This window comes from Roseateles sp. L2-2 (assembly GCF_050613215.1).
GTDB lineage: Bacteria > Pseudomonadota > Gammaproteobacteria > Burkholderiales > Burkholderiaceae_C > Roseateles > Roseateles noduli.
The window spans coordinates 5,450,148-5,464,996 of record NZ_CP192509.1 but is presented as its reverse complement, the minus strand read 5'-3'; the positions used below and the strand labels follow the sequence as shown (position 1 = coordinate 5,464,996).

At 68.9% G+C, this 14,849-nt stretch carries 13 protein-coding genes; 7 read left to right on the top strand and 6 right to left on the bottom strand.

The genetic code is table 11. The features are described 5' to 3' along the window. Window positions 1-183: 183 nt before the first annotated feature. The 3 genes from ACQZ13_RS24410 (at window position 184) to ubiE (ending at window position 3,435) form a co-directional block, all read left to right on the top strand. Window positions 184-1,992 carry a S8 family peptidase gene (locus ACQZ13_RS24410; RefSeq protein WP_431048460.1) on the top strand — a complete coding sequence of 603 codons (1,809 nt, stop codon included), beginning with the start codon at window positions 184-186 and terminating at the stop codon, window positions 1,990-1,992. Between the two features lie 206 nt (window positions 1,993-2,198). After that, entirely contained in the window at window positions 2,199-2,630 is a 432-nt protein-coding gene (locus ACQZ13_RS24405; protein ID WP_431048459.1) for a gamma-butyrobetaine hydroxylase-like domain-containing protein, read from the top strand. 73 nt (window positions 2,631-2,703) lie between these two features. Then, window positions 2,704-3,435, top strand: a complete 732-nt coding sequence (ubiE, locus tag ACQZ13_RS24400; RefSeq protein ID WP_088406201.1) for a bifunctional demethylmenaquinone methyltransferase/2-methoxy-6-polyprenyl-1,4-benzoquinol methylase UbiE — start codon at window positions 2,704-2,706, stop codon at window positions 3,433-3,435. 102 nt (window positions 3,436-3,537) lie between these two features. On the opposite strand, the gene ACQZ13_RS24395 is transcribed toward ubiE, so the two are convergent. Further along, window positions 3,538-3,786, bottom strand: a complete 249-nt coding sequence (locus ACQZ13_RS24395; protein WP_431048458.1) for a hypothetical protein — start codon at window positions 3,784-3,786, stop codon at window positions 3,538-3,540. A 60-nt stretch (window positions 3,787-3,846) separates the two neighbouring features. Next, a complete protein-coding gene (locus tag ACQZ13_RS24390) occupies window positions 3,847-4,911 on the bottom strand; it encodes a flavodoxin family protein (RefSeq protein ID WP_431048457.1) in 1,065 nt (354 codons plus the stop codon). Window positions 4,912-5,124: 213 nt separating this feature from the next. Here ACQZ13_RS24390 and ACQZ13_RS24385 point away from each other — a divergent pair, with 213 nt between their 5' ends. The 4 genes from ACQZ13_RS24385 to ACQZ13_RS24370 all read left to right on the top strand — a co-directional run bounded on the left by ACQZ13_RS24385 (window position 5,125) and on the right by ACQZ13_RS24370 (window position 9,756). Beyond that, entirely contained in the window at window positions 5,125-5,412 is a 288-nt protein-coding gene (locus ACQZ13_RS24385; RefSeq protein WP_431048456.1) for a helix-turn-helix domain-containing protein, read from the top strand. A gap of 19 nt (window positions 5,413-5,431) precedes the next feature. Further along, on the top strand, window positions 5,432-6,127 hold the full coding sequence (locus ACQZ13_RS24380) for a HipA N-terminal domain-containing protein (protein ID WP_431053378.1): 696 nt from the start codon (window positions 5,432-5,434) through the stop codon (window positions 6,125-6,127). Window positions 6,128-6,447: 320 nt separating this feature from the next. Beyond that, window positions 6,448-7,161, top strand: a complete 714-nt coding sequence (locus ACQZ13_RS24375) for a PEP-CTERM sorting domain-containing protein (RefSeq protein ID WP_431048455.1) — start codon at window positions 6,448-6,450, stop codon at window positions 7,159-7,161. Window positions 7,162-7,275: 114 nt separating this feature from the next. Further along, a complete protein-coding gene (locus ACQZ13_RS24370; protein ID WP_431048454.1) occupies window positions 7,276-9,756 on the top strand; it encodes a CehA/McbA family metallohydrolase in 2,481 nt (826 codons plus the stop codon). Window positions 9,757-9,901: 145 nt separating this feature from the next. Here the strand turns inward: ACQZ13_RS24370 and ACQZ13_RS24365 are convergent, their stop codons facing one another. The 4 genes from ACQZ13_RS24365 to ACQZ13_RS24350 form a co-directional block, all read right to left on the bottom strand. Continuing rightward, on the bottom strand, window positions 9,902-11,440 hold the full coding sequence (locus ACQZ13_RS24365) for a TolC family protein (RefSeq protein ID WP_431048453.1): 1,539 nt from the start codon (window positions 11,438-11,440) through the stop codon (window positions 9,902-9,904). Then, window positions 11,437-12,351 (bottom strand): efflux RND transporter periplasmic adaptor subunit, encoded by a 915-nt coding sequence (locus tag ACQZ13_RS24360; protein ID WP_431048452.1) that lies wholly within the window; start codon window positions 12,349-12,351, stop codon window positions 11,437-11,439. Before ACQZ13_RS24360 ends, ACQZ13_RS24365 begins: the two co-directional genes overlap by 4 nt. 73 nt (window positions 12,352-12,424) lie before the next feature. Next, window positions 12,425-12,643, bottom strand: coding sequence for a DUF1656 domain-containing protein (locus ACQZ13_RS24355; protein WP_067277126.1), 219 nt, complete (start codon window positions 12,641-12,643; stop codon window positions 12,425-12,427). Further along, window positions 12,640-14,841, bottom strand: coding sequence for an FUSC family protein (locus tag ACQZ13_RS24350; RefSeq protein ID WP_431048451.1), 2,202 nt, complete (start codon window positions 14,839-14,841; stop codon window positions 12,640-12,642). The genes ACQZ13_RS24355 and ACQZ13_RS24350 overlap by 4 nt, the downstream gene beginning before the upstream one ends. Window positions 14,842-14,849: the final 8 nt, after the last annotated feature.

Here is a 14,849-nt window from a genome sequence, read left to right as displayed (position 1 = left end):
CCTTCCTGTTAACTGTTTCAGGTGGGGCGTCTGGCGCCCGACTGTCTTCCTACACTGCGTCGCACGCCAATCGGATAGGCCGGTCGGCGTGCCCCACCAGAGGTGCCAACGCGCCAGGGCGTTCGGGGCTTTGCAGGCGTCGGTGAACCCGGCGTCGTTCGAGGAACTCTGGAGATGACAAGCATGTTGCGATTGAACAAGCTCAGCGTCGCGCTGGCTGTGGGTCTCGTCACGATGGGCGCCGCCCAGGCGGGCGTGTCGTCGGTGGACATCGACAAGGCCCCGCGGCAACTGAGCGAACAGACCGATCGGCTGATCGTGAAATACAAGGACGGCAGCACCGTCGTGCAAGGGCGCCTGGGCGCCGCGATCCAGGCGCAATCGGTGGCGAGCGACGCCATCGGCGCCCGTACCGAGCGCCTGCAGCAACTGGCCGCGCCGCTGGGCGCCCGCCTGTCGCTGGTGCGCCAGATGGGCACCGGCGCCCACGTGTTCCGGCTGGACCGCCGGATGAACCTGCAGGAGCTGCGCGAACTGGGCGACCGCATCAAGGCGCAGGACGCCAACGTCGAGTACGTCGAGCCCGACCGCAAGATGCACGCGTTGATGGTGCCCAACGACAGCAGCTACGGCCAGCAGTGGGACCTGTCCGAGACGGCCGGCGGCATCCGCGCGCCGCAGGCCTGGGACCAGGCGACCGGCACCGGCGTGGTGGTGGCGGTGATCGACACCGGCTACCGGCCGCATGCGGACCTGTCGGGCCAGATCGTCGCGGGCTACGACATGATCGTGGACACCACGGTCTCGGTGGACGGCAACGGCCGCGACAGCGACCCGAGCGATCCCGGCGACTTCAACGCCGCCAACGAATGCCAGGCCGGCGATCCGGCGTCCACCTCGAGCTGGCACGGCACGCACGTGGCCGGCACGATCGCGGCCAAGACCAACAACAACCTGGGCGTGGCGGGCATCGCCTTCAACGCCAAGGTCCAGCCGATCCGCGTGCTGGGCAAGTGCGGCGGCTACACCTCCGACATCGCCGACGGCATGACCTGGGCGTCTGGCGGATCGGTGTCGGGTCTGCCGACCAACACGACGCCGGCCAAGGTGCTGAACCTGTCGCTGGGCGGCGGCGGCGCCTGCGACACCACGACGCAGACGGCGATCAACGGCGCGCGTTCGCGCGGCGCCAGCGTCATCGTCGCGGCGGGCAACGAGAACCAGAACGCCTCCAACTCCAGCCCGGCGAACTGCTCGGGCGTGGTGGTGGTCGCGGCGACGGACCGCAACGGCGCGCGGGCGTACTACTCGAACTACGGTTCGATCGTGACCCTGGCGGCGCCGGGCGGCGACGTGCGTTCCAGCGCCAGCAACGGCATCCTGTCGACGCTGAACGCCGGCACCAGCACGCCGGGTGCGGACAGCTACGCGTACTACCAGGGCACCTCGATGGCCACGCCGCACGTCGCGGGCGTCGCGGCGCTGATGTACAGCGCCAAGCCGACGGCGACGCCGGACGAGATCACGGCCGCGCTCAAGAGCAGCGCCCGGGCCTTCCCAGGCACCTGCAGCCAGTGCGGCTCGGGCATCCTGGACGCCAACGCCGCGGTCACCGCGATCAAGGGCGGCGGCGGTGGCGGCGGCACGATCCCCGAGGTCGAGCCCAACAACAGCCGCACCGCGCCGCAGACGATCAGCGCGCCGACCAAGGTGACGGGCAGCCTGTCGACTTCTGACACCAACGACTACTTCAAGGTCACGCTGCCCGCGGGCAAGACGCTGAGCGCGAGCCTGGCGCCGGCGTCCGGCAAGGACTTCGACCTGCAACTGGTGAACGGCAGCGGCACGGTGCTGAAGTCCAGCACCAACGGCGCCGGCGCCGTCGACAGCTTCACGTACACGAACAGCGGCACGTCCGCGGTCGTCGTGTATGTGCGGGCTTATTACTACTCGGGCACCAGCGGGACGTACTCGCTGACCCTGGGCTGGTAATGAACCCGTCAGGACTTGCCACTCTCCTCGTTTGGTAAGCCGGGTGCCTCGGGCCCGAACGGGGCTCCCGTTGAATCCCGCCAGTGAAAGCTGGCGGGATTTTTTTCGTTCGGCCCCTGGAGGGTGATGAAAGGGGGGAGGCGTCGCCCCTTGAAGCGGGCCGCTACACTGCCTCCTCGATTTCCAACGCGTTCTTCGCGCGGTTTATGGCCGGTCTCGCCCCCAATTCCCCGCTCCCCACCGACATCGTGGTGCACCAGCAGTCCAAGGTGCTGGAGCTCGCCTTCACCGACGGCGCGCGGTTCCGCATCCCGTTCGAGTTGATGCGTGTGCGCAGCCCGTCGGCGGAGGTGCAGGGCCACGGCCCCGGGCAGGAGACGCTGCAGACCGGCAAGCGCGACGTGACCATCGTGGCGGTCGAGCAGGTCGGCCACTATGCGCTGAAGCCGACCTTCTCCGACGGCCACGAGAGCGGCCTGTTCACCTGGGCCTATCTGTACGAGCTGGGCCGGGATCAGGACGCGCTGATGCGCGATTACGAAGAGAAGCTGGCCGCCGCGGGCCTGGACCGCGACGCGCCGATGACGAAGGGCGCAGGCGGCCACTCGCACGGCGGCGGCAGCTGCAGCAGCCATTGACCTGACCGCTCGCAACCGCTCGCTCCCGCACGGCCATCGCCCCCGACGCTCCCCCATTCAGCAGGACCCCCTCATGAGCTCCACCCACTTCGGCTTCGAATCCGTCGACGAGACCGTCAAGGCCAAGCGCGTTCGCGGCGTGTTCGATTCGGTCGCGTCGCGCTACGACGTCATGAACGACCTGATGTCGATGGGGATGCACCGCGCGTGGAAGCTGTACACGCTGGCCGTGGCCAACCTGAAGCCGGGCGACCGCGTGCTCGACATCGCCGGCGGCACCGGCGACATGGCGCGGCTGTTCGCGAAGAAGGTCGGCGAGCGCGGCATGGTCGTGCACACCGACATCAACGAGGCGATGCTGCGCACCGGCCGCGAGCGTCTGATCGACGAGGGCATGGTCCTGCCGACCAACCTCTGCGACGCCGAGGCGCTGCCCTACAAGGACGGCTCCTTCGACCTGGTGTGCGTGGCCTTCGGCCTGCGCAACATGACGCACAAGGACCAGGCGCTGGCCGAGATGAACCGCGTGCTGCGTCCAGGCGGCCGGCTGCTGGTGCTGGAGTTCTCGCAGGTCGCGGAGCCGCTGCGCAAGCCCTACGACTGGTACTCCTTCAAGGTGCTGCCGCGCATCGGCTCGCTGATCGCCGGCGATGCGGACAGCTACCGCTACCTGGCCGAGTCGATCCGCATGCATCCGCCTCAGGCCGAGCTGAAGGCCATGATGAAGACGGCGGGCTTCGGCCACGTGGACGTGCACAACCTGACCGGCGGCGTCGTGGCGCTGCACGCGGGGATCAAGTGCTGAGCCGGGGCTGAGCGCACGGAACGCCCGATGGCGTTCTCTCCATGAAGCAGGGCCCCGAGAGGGGCCCTGGCTCATTGGGGAACGGAAATCAGCGGGTCGGCGTCAGCAGGGCGCCTTCCACTCCCTGAGTTCAGTCGCGAGGATCGGATGACCGTCGGCCTCGGCACGCCGGGCGAGTTCGTCCGCGTTGCCTTCGGTGACGTACTCGTGGCCGACGCCCTTCACGAGCTGGCCATAGACGCTGTCGAGGTCATCGGCATCGATGTCGCTGTCGGTGGTCGGGAACGGTGGGATGTCGGCCGGCAGTTCGGGGCGGAGTTGTTGCGTCGGACGGGACGGGGAGTGGGCCATCGGAGTGCTCCTTGAGTCGATGAAGTCGAGGGGAGGTCGTGCGGAATGGCGAGGCCGCCGTCACTTCGGGCGGACGGCCTTGCGATTGGAACGGGGCAGGTTTCCCTCCCGCAACTGTTTGACCGCGTCGCCGACGAGGTCGGCCACCAGACGAACCTCGTCCTGGAGGGCCTCGTCGCGGTCGAGCGCCTCGTGGCTGTTGAAGTAGGGCTCGAAGTAGCCGATGTAGCGGTCGAGCTGCGAAAGGTTGCCGGCATCGATCAGTCCCATCCAGTCCAGCCAGTCGCCGAGATTGCGTCGCTGCGCCTCCACGCCGGCCACGTCGCCGTGCACCACCAGGCCGTAGGTGCGGCCTTCGAGGTGCTTGGGATAGTCCCAGCCCTTCTCCTCGATGGCCTTGGCTTCCGCCACCTTCTTGCCGTGGGTCGAGGTCGGATCCGGATTGCCGCCGTCCGCGCAGACGAGGCGGTCGATCATCAGCTTCAGCGCGCTGGGCGACTGGTACCAGTAGGTGGGGGTGAGCAGGATCACGCCGTGCGCGGAGACCCAGCGCTCATAGATCTCGTTCATCCAGTCGCTGGACTGGTCGAGCGCGTGGTTCGGATAACAGCTGCAAGGCCAGTGGCAGAGCGGCATCGCGGTCGACACGCAGCCCTTGCAGGGATGGATCTGGCGCCCGTATTCCGAGGTGATCAGGCTCAGGTCCAGCACATCGACGATCACGTCGTGGCGGGTGAGCTGCTCCTTGGCGATCTGCGTCAGGCGCCAGGTCTTGGACATCTCGCCCGGGCAGGTGCCGTCGTTGCGGTCGCTGCCGCACACCAGCAGCACGCGCGAGCGGGTGGCGGGATCGCTCCAGCGCTGCTGAGCCATCTTGAGCCGCTGATGCGTGTCGAGCCACTCGACCGCGGTCTCGTACGACGGGTCCTTGAAGCCGTTGCCCGCCGGGCGGGTGATCGGCGCCTTGCGACCTTCCTTCATCGCCTCGAAGGCGATGGTCTCCAGGCGGGCGATGGCTTCATGCTCGGCGCGATAGGCCGGGTCCTGGAAGCGACGCATGAAGCGTTCGTGGAACTGCTCTCGGGTCAGCTCCGCAGGCTGCTGGCCCTTGCGGATCACGGTCATCGGCGGCCTCTCGGGTGGCGGTGGAGACAGTATTCGGGGGGCCGCTCGCCGGGACCGTCGGACAAGGGCGGGTTGTCCGGAGGGTGTCGTCCTACGCTGCAAATATGCCGGATCAGGCATATTTGCTGTTTATGCCTGATAAAGCATAAGTTCAGAATATGTCTTGAAAGACATTTATTGCAAATATGCTCTTGAGGTCATATTCTTCTCCGCATGGATTACCCACTGCAGACGCCTCAACAGCTTGCTGGACATCTCCGCGCGCTCCGACGCGCCAGCGGACTCAGCCAGAAGGAAATTGGCGAGCGAATTGGCGTAGGTCAAAGTCGCATCACGCGGATTGAGCGCGACCCTTTGCTCGTCAACTTCCAGCAGTTGCAGGACTACTTGAATGCATTAGGCGTGCAGTTGGTGCTGCGCACTCCTGATGCGCTGGAGCGACCCGTGCTTCCGCCCTCTGTCGCCGCGACGCCACGACCCTCGACGGAAGAGCCCTGGTAGCTGAGCGACAGTGGGCGTCATGGCAGAACTGCATTTGTGGATGAATGGCTTGCACGTCGGCGTCTGGACCGTGCAGCGGGGTGGCACGTCGGTGCTGCGTTACTTCCCGTCCTGGCGAGATTCGCCACACGGACGAGCCTTGTCGCTCTCGTTGCCGTTCAACACGCCGCTGGAGCACCGCGGCGAGGTGGTGGACAACTACTTCCAGAACCTGCTGCCTGACAGCCATGTGATTCGAGCTCGGTTGAAAGCGCGCTTTTCAACACCGACCGAGGATCCGTTCGACCTGCTGTCCGCCATCGGACGCGACTGCGTTGGCGCGCTGCAGGTCCTCCCTCCCGAGCAGTCGCCGGATGGATGGGATCGCATCGAGGCAGAGCCACTCGACGAACCCGCGGTCGCACGCGTCCTCCGGGCGGCCACTTCCAGTCGCGGCCCGGGTTGGGTCGACGAGGACGATGAGCTTCGCGTGTCGCTCGCCGGCGCACAGGAGAAGACAGCGCTGCTTCGCATGGGCAAGACCTGGTACCTGCCTCGCGGGGCGACACCGACCACGCACATCCTGAAGCTCCCGCTCGGTCTCGTCGGCAACATGAAGGCGGACATGACCGAATCGGTGGAGAACGAATGGATCTGCGCGCAGCTCCTTCGTGAGCTGGGCCCACCTGGCGGCCGATCGCCAGCGGCGCGCGTCGCCATGCCGCGCAGTTCCTGAGCGACGCCCGGAGCGTCTCGCCCAAGGCGGTCTGACGCCCCAGACGGCCGCGGGTCCACGTCGGTGCGGGATGCACCTGACCCCCCGTCGCAGCCCCCAACCCGCACCTCCTTCGTGCAGCCAGCCCCCTCAAACGCGGGGTGCGGCATTCCCTCCTCCGGGCTTCCCCGCAACCTGCTTGTCACGAACCGACCCTACGCTCCGCACCGTTCCTTACCAGCGCGAAGTCAAGCGCACAACTTCACACATTTGCTGACAAAGTTTTGCCGTAAACGTTTGCGCAAACATTTGTTGGCCTTCTCGACAGCGGAGCCACCCCCATGAAATTCCAACCCCTCGCCCTGGCGCTCGGCGCCTTCCTGGCCCTCGGCGGCCTCAACGCCCACGCCGACATCGTCGCCCAGTGGGACTACAACAAGGGCTCGACCAAGCACTCGCAGAGCATGAACGGCGCCTCGTTCGCCACGCTCGGCGGCGTCACGACGTCCTTCGTCGCGCAGACCGGCTCGTCGGACCCCAACGCCGGCCAGGCGATGAACACCGCCAGCTATGCCGCGCAAGGCACCGGCAGCCTGACCCGCGGCGTGCAGTTCGGCGTCGACACCACCGCCTACGAGAACATCGTCCTGACCTTCGACCAGCGCAACAGCGCCACGGCCTCCGCCTGGACCGCGCTGCTCTACACGATCGACGGCGAGAACTGGTCCCAGGCCACCACCTTCAAGATGGCCACCGGCAACCTGGACTTCGTCAAGGGCCTGAGCTTCGACTTCTCGTCCATCGCCGGCGTCGCCGACAACACCAACTTCGCCTTCCAGCTGGTCAGCATGTTCGCCCCCGGCACCAGCAGCTACCTGGCCACCGGCGCGACCAGCAACTACGGCCCGGCCGGCACCATCCGCTACGACATGGTCACCATCTCCGGCACGGAAATCATCGCCGCCGCCGTGCCGGAACCCGAGAGCTACGCGCTGATGCTGGCCGGCCTCGGCGCCATGGCCCTGGTCCTGCGCCGTCGTCAGCGTCAGGCCTGATCGCGGACCTGCCGTCCGATCCAGCGTCGGGTTCCCGAGGCGTCGACAGCGGCGCCTCCCGCACCTGATCCCCACCGATCCCATGGCGCGCCCGCCGCGCCCAGCGAGGTTCTCATGAGCCGAATCCCTTCCTCCCTGCTGCTGTCCGGTCGCGCCGTGCTGCGCGTGACCACCTTCGCGGCCGTGGCCGTCGTGCTGACCGCCTGCGGCGGCGGCCTCAACGGCGAGAAGTCGCAGACGCAGCAACAGGCCGCCACGCCTGACGACCGCGCCAGCGCCCTGGTCGCCGATCCCGCGGCCAAGTATCCGGACCACCACGAGTTCGACGCCGCGCTCGACGTGCCCTTCACCGGCGCGGAAGCCACCGGTGCGCGCGACTTCGCGGTCCACCTCGACTACGTCGGCGCGCCCGCCGGCACGCTGCTGGCCTACCGCGTCGAGCTGCGCTCGCCCGCCGGCGCCGTGATCAAGCACTGGACCGGCGTCGAGAAGTACGCCGGCGACGTCAAGAGCGTCGCGCTGAACTGGGCCGGCCGCGGCAGCGCGAGCCTGCCCGACGGCATCTACACCGCGACGCTGACGGCGCTCAGCGCCAAGGCGGAGACCGAGCTCAAGACCTCCGGCGCCGACGCGCAGTTCGCCGAACTCCTCGCCGCGCAGCAGGCTGCCGAGCCCGGCGAAGGCGGCCACGCCGTCGAGCAGAGCTGGAACTTCGCCCTCGGCAAGCCGGCCAAGATCGCGATGGGCACGCTGCGTCCGCTGGCCGCGGGCGCCTCGGGCGAAGCCGACCAGCGCGTGCGCGCGCAGTCGGCGGCGGTGGGCGCGGGCTCCTGGCCTTACACCATCTACTACGGCAGCTTCCACGGCCAGACCAACGACTCCGACGGCGGCGGCGCGATCGGCAGCTGCAGCTCGTCGCAGCCGGCGCAGACCGGCGCCTTCGGCCCGGATGCCGCCTTCCCGTATGCCAAGGGCGCGGGCCTGGACATCTTCGCCAACACCGACCACAACCACTACTACGACGGCTCGTCGAGCACCAACACCAGCGGCAGCGCCACGGCGGCCAAGGCCCGCTACCAGCGCGGCCTGCAGATCGCGTCCGACTACACCTCGGCCAACCCCGGCTTCCTGGCGGTGTACGGCATGGAGTGGGGCGTCATCAGCAACGGCGGCCACCTGAACATCTTCAACAGCAACGAGCTGTTCTCGTGGGAGTACAACCAGCAGAACGAACTCTTCGGCGACCGCTTCATCGCCAAGAGCGACTACGCGACGCTGTACTCGGTGATGCGCGCGCAGGGCCTGATCGGCCAGTTCAACCATCCGGACTCGAGCGGCCAGTTCATCATCAACGGCACCGACATGGCCTACAGCGCCGACGGCGACGAGGTGATGGTGATGTCCGAGGTGATGAACACCTCCGCGTTCTCGTCCAACACGACGGAGAGCGAGACCTCGCGCAGCTCGTATGAAGGCTCGTGGAAGAAGCTGCTGGAGCGCGGATTCCACGTCGCGCCGGCGACCAACCAGGACAACCACTGCGCCAACTGGGGCAAGTCCTACACCAACCGCACCGCGGTGCTGATCCCGACGGGCACGCCGCTGAGCAAGGCCGCGCTGGTCGACGCGCTGAAGGCGCGCCGCGTCTTCGCGACGCTGGACAAGAACTCGCAGCTGATCTTCAGCGCCAACGGCAAGATCATGGGCGAGCGCTTCGACAACGCCGGCGCGCTGTCGCTCAACGTCGGGTTCTACAACCCGAACGGCCGCACGGTGGTGCAGACCGAGATCTGGGAAGGCGTCCCCGGCCGCAACGGCACGGTCACGCTGCTGAGCAGCAACCCGACGGCGACCGTCACGCCGGCCAACGGCAAGCACTTCTACTACGCCAAGGTCACGCAGGACGACGGCAAGGTGCTGTGGTCCGCGCCGATCTGGGTCAACCAGGGCGTCAGCGGCGGCGACACCACGCCGCCGTCGGTCACGGCCGCGGTGAACGGCACGACGGGCACGATCACGTTCTCCGCCACCGCCAGCGACAACGTCGGCGTGACGCAGGTCGAGTTCTGGCTGGACGGCGCGCTGCGCGACATCGACACGACCGCGCCGTATTCGATCTCGGTCAACTCGGCGCAACTGGCCAACGGCACGCACAGCCTGGTCGCCAAGGCCTACGACGCGGCAGGCAACACGACGACGTCCGCGCCGGTCAGCTTCACCGTGACCAACGTGGTCGACACGGCCGATGAAGTCGAGCCGAACAACGCGATCTCGACCGCCAACGCCGTGGGCTCCCGCAACCAGCTGACCGGCTTCATCAGCACGGCCAACGACGTCGACTACTACAAGGTCGCGCTGGCGGCGAACCAGCGTCTGCGCGTCGACATGACCGGCCCGACCTCGTCGAGCATCGACTACGACCTGTACGTGGTGAAGTCCAACGGCGCCGGCCTGGCCCGCTCGGAAGCCGTCGGCAGCAGCGAGTCGCTGACCTACCAGAACGGCGCAGCCGCGCAGACCGTCTACATCAAGGTGATGTCGTACGCGGGTTCGAGCACGACCTCGAACTACAAGCTGACGATCAGCTATCCGTGATGAAGGCATACAGCCGCTGAGGGGCGGCCAGGAGGAGGAACTGGCGCTCTCTTGCTCCCTCTCCCGCACTGCGGGAGAGGGCGGGGGTGAGGGCCAGCAGCCGATGAAGTCAGAGAAAGGCGGCCCTGCGAAGGGCCGCCTTTTTTCATTGGCGCGCGGCGTGAGCTTCTGTGCCGGGCGGCTCTCGGGACGACTCCCACCCGCCGCCCAGCGCGAGGAACAGCTGCACCTGCTCGTCGATCAGCGTGGCTTCGGAAGCGGCCAGCGCGGCGTCGCTCGCGGCGAGCGCGCGTTCGGCATCGAGCGCGTCCAGATAAGCGACCTTGCCGCCCTGGTAAAGCCTTCGCGCCTGCCCGGCGACGATCGCCGCCTCGTCGCGCGAAGCCTGCAGCGCCGCGCGGCGATCCAGCTCCCGCGCGTACTGGTTGAGCGCGGTCTCCGTTTCGCGCAACGCGTTCAGCACGGTGCCGTCAAAGCGCGCCGCGGCCTGCCGCGTGCCGGCTTCGGCCTGCGCGATGCGCGCGTCGGCGACGCCGTTGTTCGGCAGCGTCCAGGAGATCAGCGGCCCCAGGCTCCAGCTCAGCGTGTCGCTCTTGCCGAAGCCCGCGAGCGTGCCCGCCGAGCCGGCCGACAGGCCGAGACTGATCTTCGGATACCGGTCCGCGATCGCGACGCCGATGCGCGCCGTCGCGGCGTGCAGCTCACGCTCGGCTTGGCGGATGTCGGGACGGCGACGCAGCAGCGCGGCGCCGTCGCCGACCGGAATGGTGCCGGTCACCTGCGGCGCGACATGGCACTCGGCCAGCTCGCGCGGGAAGTCCTCCGGCAGTTCGCCGGTCAACGTCGCGAGGCGATACAGCGCCGACTGGCGCTGCGCCAGCAGCGGCGGCAGCGCTGCGCGCAACTGCTGAAGCTGGCTGCGAGCGCGCGCCGCGTCGATCTCGCCGACACGACCGGCGCGTTGCAGGCGCTCGGTGACATCGATGGCCTCCTGCTGCAGATCGACCGAATGCTGCGCAGACGCCAGCCGCTGGCCCGTCGCGCAGGCTTCCGCATACGCGCGCGCCGTGCCCGCCGCCACATTCACCTTCACGAGATCGAGCGCGGCCGCGGCCGCTTCGGTGCTTGCGTGCGAGGACTCGATCGCACGGCGGATCTGGCCGAAGAGGTCGAGTTGATACGACAGCCCCACGCCCGCGCTGTAGCGATAGGTGTCGGGCGGCACGTAGTCCTTCTTCAGCATCGACAGACCCGACGGATGTCCGTAGCTCGGCCCGCCGTTGACGCTGACGGTCGGCTTCTCGCCGCCGGCGACTTCGGATTCCAGGGCCTGGACGCGTTCGAGGTTCGCGACGGCCTGGCGCAGGTCGGTGTTGCGCGCGAGCGCCTGCTCGACCAGTCCATCCAACTTCGGATCCTGGAACAGTCGCCACCAGTGCGGCGGCAGCGGCGCGGCGTCGAACGGTGCCGACGCCGAGCCCTTGCCCTTGGCGTGGGCATCGCTCTTCACGGCCTGCGCGGCCTCTGCGGCACGTTGCTGTTCGAGGAAGGTCGCCGACGCGCGCGGCTTCAGCACGACGGCTTCGGCGGGCACCTGATAGTCCGGACCCTTAGGCGCCGTGGAGCAGGCGGCCAGCGCCGCCGCAGCGATCACCGCCAGCAGGGGCTTCATCGCGCTGCTCATGACTTCGACTCCGTCTTCGCTGCCGCGGTGACCGTCGATGCGGGTATCACCTGCACGGTGACCGTCTGCCCCGCGACGAGCCGCTCGCCAGCCGGCAGCGGATCGAGCTTCACCCGCACCGGCACGCGCTGCGGCAGTCGCACCCAGTTGAAGGTCGGGTTCACGCTCGGCAGCAGGTTGGCGCTGGTGCTGCGGTCGCGGTCGGCGATGCCGGCAGAGAGGCTTTCGACGCGGCCCGTGAGCGCGCGGCTCGCGCCCATCGGCTTGACTTCAACCGCGTCGCCGACGTGGATGCGGGGGAGCTTGGTTTCCTCGAAGTAGCCTTCGACGTAGAGCGAGCCCGCGTCCACGAGCGCGAGCACCGGATGCCCCGCGGTCGCGTACGCGCCCTGGCGCAGATCGAAGTTGGTGATCGTGCCGGCGGACGGCGCGCGGATCTCGGCGCGCGCCAGGTTGAGCTTCGCGCTGTCGACGGCCACCTCGGCCTGCGCGACGGCGGCGCGCGCCTGCTCGGCGCGGCTGCGGGTCTGCTCGCTCGCTTCCTGCGAGACCAGCGTGCCGAGTCCCCGGTTGCGATCGGCTTCGCGCAGCGCCTGCGCCAACGCGACCTTCTGCGCCGACAGCTGCGCCTGCGACTGGCGCAGTGCGAGTTCGTAGCGGGCGCGGTCGACCTCGAACAGCAGCGCGCCGGCGGCGACCTGCTGGTTGTCCTGCACCGGCACGGCGGTGACGAGGCCGGACACGTCCGGCGCGATCTGCACGACGTTGGCGCGCACGCGGCCGTCGCGGGTCCAGGGCTGGAGCTCGTAGCGGTCCCAGAGCTTGCCGGCCGCCCACAGGGCGCCGCCGACCACCGCCAGGGTGACGGACATCGAGATCACGCGGCGAAGGGGGAAGGAGGAGGTGTTCATGTCGTCAGGTCCGGACTGCCGGAGAGAGTCATTCGTTGATCGTTCGCTGATCGTTGAGCGGAGGGTGCCGTCGTCATCCTGGCCCGTGCAGCAGGTGCAGCGAGACGACGCTCAAGCCCCACAGCAGCAGCACGTAGACCGCGAGATCGAACAGCGCCGGATGCCAGATCCAGCGATACGCGCCGACCGCGGCGAGCAAGCGTCGCACCGCGGACAAGGCGAGCAGCGCCAGCGCCGCGAGCGGCATCAGCCAGGGCAGATAGAGCCCGAAGAAATCCACTGCGCCGGTCATGCCGAGATCTCCTTGTCCAGATCGATGTCATCCACGGGAAGCTGCGGCGTGGGGGCCCGCGGGAACAGGTTGCGGCGCAGACCCATCAACGCGCTCGCGGCAGGAATCGCTTCCGCGGGCAGCGGCAGCGAGGCGGGGTAGGCCTCGACGAGCGCTGCGAGTGCGGCGTCCAGCCGTTCCAGCAAGACGGCGGGCGGCGCCGCGATCGCCTCGGTGCGGCCGGCGATGCGCGCGCGCTGCCAGTCGCCGATGGCGTCGAGCAACGGTTGCAGCGGCAGCGTCGCTTCGACCGGCAGACGGCCGCGTGCGCCCTGGAGCGCGACCAGGTCGGCGCCCACGCGCAGGTCGTGCAGCGCGTCGTCGGTGGGCACACCCGGCACCGAGCCGCCCGCCTGCGCGACGCGCGGCGCCAGCAGCGAGATGCGGTCCAGCATGCGCAGCAGATAGGCCTGCGCGCGGCTCGTCGAACGCGGCAGACGGGCGAGCTCGTCCAGCTCGCGCCAGGTCGCGCGCTGGATGCGTCGGGCGCTCCAGTCCGCGCCGACGGAACGCATCAGCCGCGTGACCCGCGCTGCGACGAACACGCCCGCCAACTGGCCAGACATGGAGTTCAGGAAGCTCGTCAGGTCCGCCTGCGCGGTGTCGTGCATCACCAGCGTGCCGATGACGCCGAACAGGAAGGGCAGGGCGGCGCCGAAGGTCGACGGCCGGCCGACGTACGCGCCGACGATCAGGAACATCGGCGCGCAGACGGCCATCAGCGTCCACATGTCCTGCACCAGCGGCAGCAGCACCAGCACGTAGAGCGCGCCGAAGGGCATCGACAGCACGGTCCAGTGGAGGAAGCCGTTGATGGCCGGCACGGGGTCGTCCATCGCCGCGAAGAAGCAGCAGAAGATCGCGGCCATCATCGCGGCGGCCGAGCCCATCGGCCAGCCGGTGAGGATCCAGAACGCGCAGCAGACGAGGATCGCGATCAGCGCGGCCGCGCCGGACCACAGCGCCATGCCCATGTCGCGGTGGAGCTTGGGGCCGCTCAGCGCTGGCGCGGGCCGCGCGCGCATGGCCTCGCCCGCGAGGCCGCGGTCGATGTCGACGCGCAGCTGCATGCAGTGCAGCCAGCCGTCGAGCAGCTCGCCCAGGCGCTCCGCCAGCGCGACGCGCAGCAGGCGCGCCCACGGATCGTCGGCGAGGCGCTCGCGTGCGGCGTCGCCGGTCAGCGCAGCCAGCTGCGCGCGCAGGTCGGGCAGTCGCGCTTCAGCGTCGACCGCTGTCGACGCGAGCCACGGGCCGATGGCATCGAGCATCGCACGCACGTCGTCAGGAAGCGCATCGCCTTTGCTGCCGCCGGCATTGGCGGCATTGGCGGTGTGAGCTTCAAGCGCCTGCAGCCGATCCTCGACGCCCGCCAGCAGCGGCGTCAGCGCGGCCACGCCGTCCTGCATCGCATGCACGGCGTCGGCGGTCCAGCGCAGATGACTGGTGTCGAACGGAATGTGGATGGACAGCAGCCGCAGCTGCGTGATGTCGCCGGCGACGCGGCGGCGGTCCGCGCCGCCGTCGCGGCGACCGGCGATGTCGGACAGCCAGGCGCGCGTGTCGCCGAGCGTGCGGTCCAGCAACCCGATCACCGAGCTCGACAGGCTCTTGGGCAGCACCAGGCTATGGACCAGTGTCGCGGCCAGCACGCCCAGGCCGATCTCCTCCAGTCGTGCGACGGCGGTATCGAAGATGGCCAGCGGCGAATCGACCGAGGGGAAACCGATCAGCGCGGCGGTGTAGCCCGCCAGCATGAAGGCGTAGGCGCGCGGCGTGCGATCGCGCAGCGACAGGCACAGGCAGCCCGCCACCCACAGCGCGAGCGCCAGGCTCAGCAGCTCCGGCGCGTTGGCGAAGCGCGGCACCAGCAGCACGGCCGCCGCGCCGCCGATCAGCGTGCCGACGAAACGGAACAGACCCTTCGAGCGCACCGCGCTCGCCAGCGGATTCGCCACGACGTAGGCCGTCATCAGCGCCCAGAAGGGCCGAGGCTGTCCGGCCCAGCTCGCGAGGAACACGGCCAGCATCGCCGCGGCGAAGGCCTTGAACGAGAAGAGCCACTCGGCGCCCGTGAAGCCGGGGCGCAACACGGCGGGCAGCTTCGGCAACCGCAGTGAGGGCGCGCGGAGCGAGGCGAAGGGGAGGGCAGGGAACTTCATGGCCGCTG

Excerpts from the sequence above, each read along its gene's own strand:
- ACQZ13_RS24410 (WP_431048460.1), top strand. The coding sequence starts at position 184 with ATGTTGCGATTGAACAAGCTCAGCGTCGCGCTGGCTGTGGGTCTCGTC.
- ACQZ13_RS24405 (WP_431048459.1), top strand. The coding sequence starts at position 2,199 with ATGGCCGGTCTCGCCCCCAATTCCCCGCTCCCCACCGACATCGTGGTG.
- ubiE (WP_088406201.1), top strand. The coding sequence starts at position 2,704 with ATGAGCTCCACCCACTTCGGCTTCGAATCCGTCGACGAGACCGTCAAG.
- ACQZ13_RS24395 (WP_431048458.1), bottom strand. The coding sequence starts at position 3,786 with ATGGCCCACTCCCCGTCCCGTCCGACGCAACAACTCCGCCCCGAACTG.
- ACQZ13_RS24390 (WP_431048457.1), bottom strand. The coding sequence starts at position 4,911 with ATGACCGTGATCCGCAAGGGCCAGCAGCCTGCGGAGCTGACCCGAGAG.
- ACQZ13_RS24385 (WP_431048456.1), top strand. The coding sequence starts at position 5,125 with ATGGATTACCCACTGCAGACGCCTCAACAGCTTGCTGGACATCTCCGC.
- ACQZ13_RS24380 (WP_431053378.1), top strand. The coding sequence starts at position 5,432 with ATGGCAGAACTGCATTTGTGGATGAATGGCTTGCACGTCGGCGTCTGG.
- ACQZ13_RS24375 (WP_431048455.1), top strand. The coding sequence starts at position 6,448 with ATGAAATTCCAACCCCTCGCCCTGGCGCTCGGCGCCTTCCTGGCCCTC.
- ACQZ13_RS24370 (WP_431048454.1), top strand. The coding sequence starts at position 7,276 with ATGAGCCGAATCCCTTCCTCCCTGCTGCTGTCCGGTCGCGCCGTGCTG.
- ACQZ13_RS24365 (WP_431048453.1), bottom strand. The coding sequence starts at position 11,440 with ATGAGCAGCGCGATGAAGCCCCTGCTGGCGGTGATCGCTGCGGCGGCG.
- ACQZ13_RS24360 (WP_431048452.1), bottom strand. The coding sequence starts at position 12,351 with ATGAACACCTCCTCCTTCCCCCTTCGCCGCGTGATCTCGATGTCCGTC.
- ACQZ13_RS24355 (WP_067277126.1), bottom strand. The coding sequence starts at position 12,643 with ATGACCGGCGCAGTGGATTTCTTCGGGCTCTATCTGCCCTGGCTGATG.
- ACQZ13_RS24350 (WP_431048451.1), bottom strand. The coding sequence starts at position 14,841 with ATGAAGTTCCCTGCCCTCCCCTTCGCCTCGCTCCGCGCGCCCTCACTG.